Source organism: Parvibaculum sp. (assembly GCF_040882025.1).
Taxonomy (GTDB): Bacteria; Pseudomonadota; Alphaproteobacteria; order Parvibaculales; family Parvibaculaceae; genus Parvibaculum.
Genome location: NZ_JBBECC010000040.1, coordinates 1 through 6,505 on the forward strand (window position 1 = coordinate 1; position 6,505 = coordinate 6,505).

Below are 6,505 nucleotides of genomic sequence, written 5' to 3' on the forward strand. Positions count from 1 at the left end.
AGGGTGCAAGCCTGATCCTGACGCACAGCCTCGACGGCCTGGTGCCGGGCCTCAAGGAAGCGGCCCCCGGGGACCGGCCGCCGGTCGGCATCGTCTTCTGGTCGTTCCGGGTGATGGTCGGCATCGGCGTGCTGTTTCTGGTGCTCGGCGCCTGGGGCGCCTTCGCGCGCTGGCGCGGCACGCTCCATGACAGCCGCTGGCTGCACCGCTATGCCGCGCTGCTGACGCCGGCCGGTTTCGTCGCCACGCTGGCCGGCTGGTTCGTCACCGAGGTCGGCCGCCAGCCCTGGACGGTCTATGGCATGGTGCGCACCTCGGAGAGCCTGTCGCCGAGCGTCACGGGCGAGGCCGTCGCCACCAGCCTGACGATTTTCCTCATCGTTTATGGCGGGCTTCTTGGCGCCTATCTCTATTATCTCGTGAAGCTGATCCGCAAAGGGCCGGAGCCGCTGACGGCCAAGGCGCCGCATCCCGACGCAATGCGCGGGGCGCGGCCCGGCCTCGTCGTGCCGGGCGAATAAGGGAGGCGCGCATGGAAACCATGGACATACTCGCAATCGTCTCGGCCGGCGTCATCGGCGCCGCGATCCTTATGTATATCGTGCTTGACGGTTTCGATCTCGGCGTCGGTATTCTCTTTCCCTTCGCGCCGGACGAAAGCGCGCGCGACACGATGATCGATTCCGTCGCGCCGGTCTGGGACGGCAACGAGACATGGCTGGTGCTCGGCGGCGGCGGCCTCCTCGTCTTCTTCCCCGTCGCCTATTCGATCGCGCTGCCCGCCTTCTACATTCCGATCATGGCGATGCTCTTTGCGCTGATCTTTCGCGGCGTCACTTTCGAGTTCCGGCACACGGCGCATACGAGCACGCATTTGTGGAACCGTTCGTTCTTTTTCGGCTCGCTGATCGCGGGCTTCATGCAAGGGGTTCTCGTCGGCGCGCTGGTGCAGGGCGTCCATGTCGAGGAGATGCGCTATGCGGGCAGCATGTTCGACTGGCTGACGCCCTTCACCGTTCTCACCGGCCTCGGCGTCGTCGCCGGATACGGCCTCCTCGGCGCGGCGTGGCTGATCTACAAGACCGAAGGTGCGTTGCAGGACTGGGCGCGGCGCGCGGCGGTGGTGCTCGGCGGCGGCGTGCTGGTCGCGATGGGCGCGGTCAGCGTGATGACGCCGCTCCTGCGCCCGGCCATCGCCGAACGCTGGTTCGGCGGCATCAATCTCGTCTACTTCGCGCCGGTGCCCTTCCTGACGGCGGCGCTCGCCGTCGGGCTCTTCTGGTCGATCTTTGCGAAGCGCGAGTTGGCGCCCTTCCTCTCGGCCATCGGTCTTTTCGTTCTCGGCTTTTTCGGCCTCGCGATCAGCCTCTATCCCCACATCATTCCACCCTCCGTCACCGTATGGGACGCGGTCGCGCCTTATTCCAGCGTCGTCTTCGCGCTTGTCGGCGTCGCCGTCGTGCTGCCGATGGTGCTGGGCTACACCGTCTATGCCTACAGCGTCTTTCACGGCAAGGTGCGCGCGGGCGAGGGCTACAGCCGGCATGACTGAGGAGAAGCGCGGGAGGGGCCGCCGGCTCGTCTGGTTCGCCGGCATCTGGCTTGCCGGCGTCGCGGCGCTTGCCGCTTTCGTCTATGCGCTGCGGGCGCTCATCGGGCTTTGAACCGCTACTCGGCGAGTTCGAAAGTAATCGGCTGCACGACTTCAAGCGTCGCGGCTTTGATGCCCGGCGGAAAAGGCGGCAGGGGCGCGGCGCGTTCGACCGTCGCCGATAGCTCGCGGTCGAGAATGACCGAGCCGGTGCCGCGCACAATCCTGAAGTCGATCAGCGTGCCGTCACGCGCGACGTGAATGAGCACACGGCCCTCGCCTTCGAGCCGCTGACGTCGCGCCATGCGCGGATATTGCTTGTGGCGCGCAATCCAGGCCGCGAGCGTCGCGAAATAATCCGCCGCCATCGTTTCCTGTCCGACGCCGGTGTCGGCGGCGCCCTCGCGCGCAAGGCCCGCGGGGCCGGGCGTTGCGGCCGGTGGCGGTGGCGGCGCCGCCTCGGCTTGCGTTTCCTCGGGTCTCGGTTCTGCCGGCGCGGCGCGGCGCACCGGCGCGGGCTCGGGTTTCGGTGGCTCGACGACCGCAGGCGTTTCGGATTCGGGCTGCGGCGGAACGGGCTCGGCCGCCTGCGGCGCGTCGCTGTAGGCGGCAAGGTTGACCGTCGTGGCGCTCGCCCCCGCCGACGGCCGCTCGAGCGCGGCGACATACCATTTCAATCCCGCCACGGCGGCAATGCCGTGCAGCACCAGCGCAACGCCAATCGCGATCCAGAGGTCGCGCGGGCGCGTTTCGGCGATGGGTCGGGTATCGGGACGCATCGGACTGTCACGCGCTCCTTGCCGGAACGCCGAAAGGCGAAATGCCGCGCACATGATCGTCGACGGTCAAACGGTGCTTCAGCGGCGGGAAGGCGCGCTGCGAACAATCGAGCCTTTCGCACAAGCGGCAATTGACGCCGATGGGCATGGCGCCGCGTTCATCGGCGAGATCGTAGCCCTGGCTGTAGACGAGGCGCGGCGCATGGGCGATCTCGCAACCGAGCCCCACCACATATTGGTCGCCGGGCACGCCGATGCCGGAACCAGCGCGGCTTACCGTGCGGGCGATCGAGAAATAGCGGGTGCCGTCTTCCATCTGGACTATCTGCGTGTAGATCTGGCCCGGAACGCGGAAGGCATCATGCACATTCCAGCGCGGGCAGGTACCGCCAAAGCGGGCGAAATGGAAGCCTGCGGCAGAAAACCGCTTCGAGACATTGCCGGCATTGTCGACGCGGATCAGAAAGAACGGAATGCCGCGCGCGCCGGCGCGCTGTAGCGTGGTCAGGCGGTGGCAGACCTGCTCGAAACTGGTGCCGAAGCGGCGGCCGAGCAGGCGGATGTCGTAGCGCGTCGCTTCCGCCGTCTTGTGGAAGGCCGCATAGGGCATCAGGAGCGCGGCGGCGAAATAATTCGCCAGCGACACCCGGCAGAGGCGCCTGGCCTCGTCGCTTTCGAGGCCCGAGGCCTCGACGATGTCCTCGATGGCGCGCGACTGCTCGAAATAGCCGAGCTGATAGGCAAGCTGGAAGGAACGCCCCGGCTGGTCGAGCAGTTCGGAGAGAAAGATCGTCTGGCGGTGGCGGTCGTAGCGGCGCAGTTCGAGCGGCATCATGTCGGCCGGCACGACGCGGGTCGAGACGCCGTGCATGTCCCTGAGCGTGTTGCGCAAGCTCACATAGGGTTCGTCGGCGCCGAGACCCATTTGCAGATAGAGCCGTTCGGCCGCGTCGTCGAGTTCGGGGAAATGGTTGTTGCGGCTGTTGATGAAGTCGCGCACCTCTTCCAGCGGCAGGCCCGGCGCCTCGGCGCCGTCGGAAAGATCGCGACCGGCGAGGCGCTCGGCCAGCATCGAGCCGTTGGTGACGCTTTCCTGATAAGCCCGGTAAAGCCGCGCCACGGCGTCGGCCGCCACGGGGCTTGCGCCCGCCATGTCCTGCAGATCCTGGCCCGAGAGCCCGGCGTCGCGGAACAGCGGGTCGGCAAAGACCTCCCTGAGCGCCGTCAGCGCGCGGGCCTCGTCGTCGCCGCCCAGCGTACGGAGCTCGACGTCATAGACTTCGGCGAGTTTCAGCAGGATCTGCACCGAGACCGGGCGCTGGTCGCGCTCGATCAGATTGAGATAGCTTGCCGAAATGCCGAGATCGGCCGCCATGCGCGCCTGGGTCAGCCCGCGCTCGCGCCGGAGCCGCCTAACGCGCGGGCCGGCAAAGACTTTCTTGTCCGAAGCCATGTCCGAAATCTCCCGGTTTTTCCGCCCATTTTCGGGACTTTAATTTACAAGATTTACATAATCAACAGAATCGAACAGGAATCTTGTTAAGTTCTTTACTTCAATAATTTCAATCACTTAGGAAATATTGGACAAGAAGCTGTCGAGATTGTATGACCGCGCGCATCGGAACACCGTCAAGACCGGCCCCAACACCGGCCAAGGGAGGCGAGCGAGCATGAGCACCAGCGCAGCCACGAAGATTGCCGACGGCATCGCCGTCAAGGGCGCGATGAAGCCAGGCTATGAGCGCGTGCTGACGGCCGACGCTCTCGCCTTTGTCGCGGAGATCGAACGCAAGTTCGGCGAACGCCGCCGCGAATTGCTGGCCGCCCGCGCCGAACGACAGAAGACGTTCGATGCCGGCGAACTGCCCGACTTCCTGCCCGAGACCAAGGCGATCCGCGAGGGCGACTGGAAGGTCGCGCCGATCCCGAAGGACCTCCTCGACCGCCGCACCGAGATCACCGGCCCCGTCGACAACCGCAAGATGGTCATCAACGCGCTCAATTCCGGCGCGCAGTCCTACATGACCGATTTCGAGGACGCGGCGGCGCCGACCTGGGACAACATGATCGGCGGCCAGATCAACATGATGGCCTATTGGGACAAACAGATCGGCTTCACCGACGAGGCGAGCGGCAAGCGCTACGACGTGATCGCGAAGCCCGCAACGCTGATCGTCCGGCCGCGCGGCTGGCATCTGGAAGAAGCCCATGTCGAAATCGACGGACGCCCCATGTCGGGCGGCCTCTTCGATTTCGGTCTCTACTTCTTCCACAATGCGAAGCGCCAGATCGCGTCCGGCTCCGGCCCCTATTTCTATCTGCCGAAGATGGAGAGCCACAAGGAAGCCCGCCTCTGGAACGACGTCTTCGTTCACGCGCAGAAGGCCCTCGGCATCCCGAACGGCACCATCAAGGTCACCGTGCTGATCGAGACGCTGCCCGCCGCTTTCGAAATGCACGAAATCCTCTACGAGCTGAAGGACCATATTGTCGGCCTCAATTGCGGCCGCTGGGACTACATTTTCAGCTATATCAAGCGGCTCGGCAAAAACCCCAACTTCATCCTGCCCGACCGCGCGCAGGTGGTGATGGGCGATGCTTTCCTCAACGCCTATTCGCTGCTGCTGGTGAAAACCTGCCACGAGCGCGGCGCCTTCGCGATGGGCGGCATGGCGGCGCAGATCCCGGTCAAGGGCGATGAGGCGGCCAACAACGCCGCCTTCAACAAGGTGCGTGCCGACAAGGAGCGCGAGGCCACCAACGGTCACGACGGCACCTGGGTCGCGCATCCCGATCTCGTCGCGGTGGCGATGGAGATTTTCGGCAAGCTCGAAGGGCCGAACCAGCTCGCCCGCCAGCGCCAGGACGTCAATGTCGGCCAGAAGGAATTGCTCGCGCCGCACAAGGGCGAGCGCACCGAGCATGGCATGCGCGAATGCTGCCGCGTCGGCGTTCAATATATCGAAGCCTGGATCGGCGGCCGCGGCGCCGTGCCGCTCTACAATCTGATGGAAGACGCCGCCACCGCCGAGATCAGCCGCACGCAGATCTGGCAGTGGATCTATCACGGCGCGGCGCTTTCGGATGGCCGCAAGGTCACGCCCGAACTTTTCGACGACGTGCTCGCCGACGAAATGAAGACGCTTCGCGAAACGCTGGGCGAGGCGCGCTGGAACGACGGTCACTTCGAGGAGGCAATTCGCCTCTTTGCCGAAATGACCAAGGCGCAGGACTGCGAGGAATTCCTGACGCTGCCCGCCTATCGCCTCATTCTCGAAAACGAAAACCGCATCTGAAACCCATCCTGACCCCGCTGAGGACAGTCCCATGAGCAAGAAGACCTTCTACGATCTCGTTCCCGGAGCGCCCAAGGGCCGCTTCGACAATGTGAAGCGCAACTACTCGGTCGAAGACGTCGAGAAGCTGCGCGGTTCCTTCCCCATCGAGCACACGCTGGCCACGCGCGGCGCCAACAAACTCTGGGAATTGCTGCACACGACCGATTACGTCCATTCGCTGGGTGCGCTTTCGGGCAACCAGGCGATGCAGATGGCCCGTGCGGGCCTGAAGGCGATCTACCTCTCGGGCTGGCAGGTCGCCGCCGACGCCAACACCGCCGGCGCGATGTATCCCGACCAGTCGCTCTATCCGGCGAACGCGGGCCCCGAGCTCGCCAAGAAGATCAACCGGGCGCTGAAGCGCGCTGACGAGATCGAGCATTCGGAAGGCGGCGCCAAGCGCGACTGGTTCGTGCCGATCGTCGCCGACGCGGAAGCCGGTTTCGGCGGCCCGCTCAACTGCTTCGAAATCATGAAGGCCTATATCGAAGCCGGCGCCTCCGGCGTTCACTACGAAGACCAGCTCGCGTCGGAAAAGAAGTGCGGCCACTTGGGCGGCAAGGTTCTGATCCCGAGCCGGGCGCATGAGCGCAACCTCAACGCCGCGCGCCTCGGCGCCGACGTCATGGGCACGCCGACCCTCATCATGGCGCGCACCGACGCCGAAAGCGCCAACCTGATCACATCCGACATCGACGAGCGCGATCACGAGTTCATCGATTTCGACAAGGGCCGCACCGTGGAAGGCTTCTACCGTCTGAAGCCGGGCACGGGCGTCGATCATTGCATCAAGCGCG

At 65.2% G+C, this 6,505-nt stretch carries 7 protein-coding genes; 5 read left to right on the plus strand and 2 right to left on the minus strand.

Annotated features, from left to right (window positions below):
• The 3 genes from WEB61_RS02630 to WEB61_RS02640 all read left to right on the plus strand — a co-directional run.
• On the plus strand, positions 1 to 521 hold a 521-nt coding region (locus WEB61_RS02630; protein WP_368062777.1), incomplete at its 5' end, for a cytochrome ubiquinol oxidase subunit I.
• 20 nt (positions 522 to 541) lie between these two features.
• On the plus strand, positions 542 to 1,552 hold the full coding sequence (gene cydB / locus WEB61_RS02635; protein ID WP_368062783.1) for a cytochrome d ubiquinol oxidase subunit II: 1,011 nt from the start codon (positions 542 to 544) through the stop codon (positions 1,550 to 1,552).
• The gene (locus tag WEB61_RS02640) at positions 1,545 to 1,664 is read left to right on the plus strand and encodes a DUF2474 family protein (protein ID WP_368062778.1); all 120 of its coding nucleotides are present in this window, start codon (positions 1,545 to 1,547) and stop codon (positions 1,662 to 1,664) included. Before cydB ends, WEB61_RS02640 begins: the two co-directional genes overlap by 8 nt.
• A gap of 4 nt (positions 1,665 to 1,668) precedes the next feature.
• On the opposite strand, the gene WEB61_RS02645 is transcribed toward WEB61_RS02640, so the two are convergent.
• Together WEB61_RS02645 and WEB61_RS02650 are read right to left on the minus strand one after the other, a co-directional pair.
• Positions 1,669 to 2,370: a TonB family protein gene (locus WEB61_RS02645; RefSeq protein ID WP_368062779.1), complete on the minus strand. Its 702-nt coding sequence runs from the start codon at positions 2,368 to 2,370 to the stop codon at positions 1,669 to 1,671.
• 7 nt (positions 2,371 to 2,377) lie between these two features.
• Entirely contained in the window at positions 2,378 to 3,823 is a 1,446-nt protein-coding gene (locus WEB61_RS02650) for a short-chain fatty acyl-CoA regulator family protein (protein WP_368062780.1), read from the minus strand.
• Between the two features lie 217 nt (positions 3,824 to 4,040).
• Here WEB61_RS02650 and aceB point away from each other — a divergent pair, with 217 nt between their 5' ends.
• Together aceB and aceA are read left to right on the plus strand one after the other, a co-directional pair.
• Complete coding sequence (gene aceB / locus WEB61_RS02655) at positions 4,041 to 5,666, plus strand: malate synthase A (protein WP_368062781.1); 1,626 nt, start codon at positions 4,041 to 4,043, stop codon at positions 5,664 to 5,666.
• 31 nt (positions 5,667 to 5,697) lie between these two features.
• A partial coding sequence (aceA, locus tag WEB61_RS02660) for an isocitrate lyase (RefSeq protein WP_368062782.1) occupies positions 5,698 to 6,505 on the plus strand: 808 nt, incomplete at its 3' end.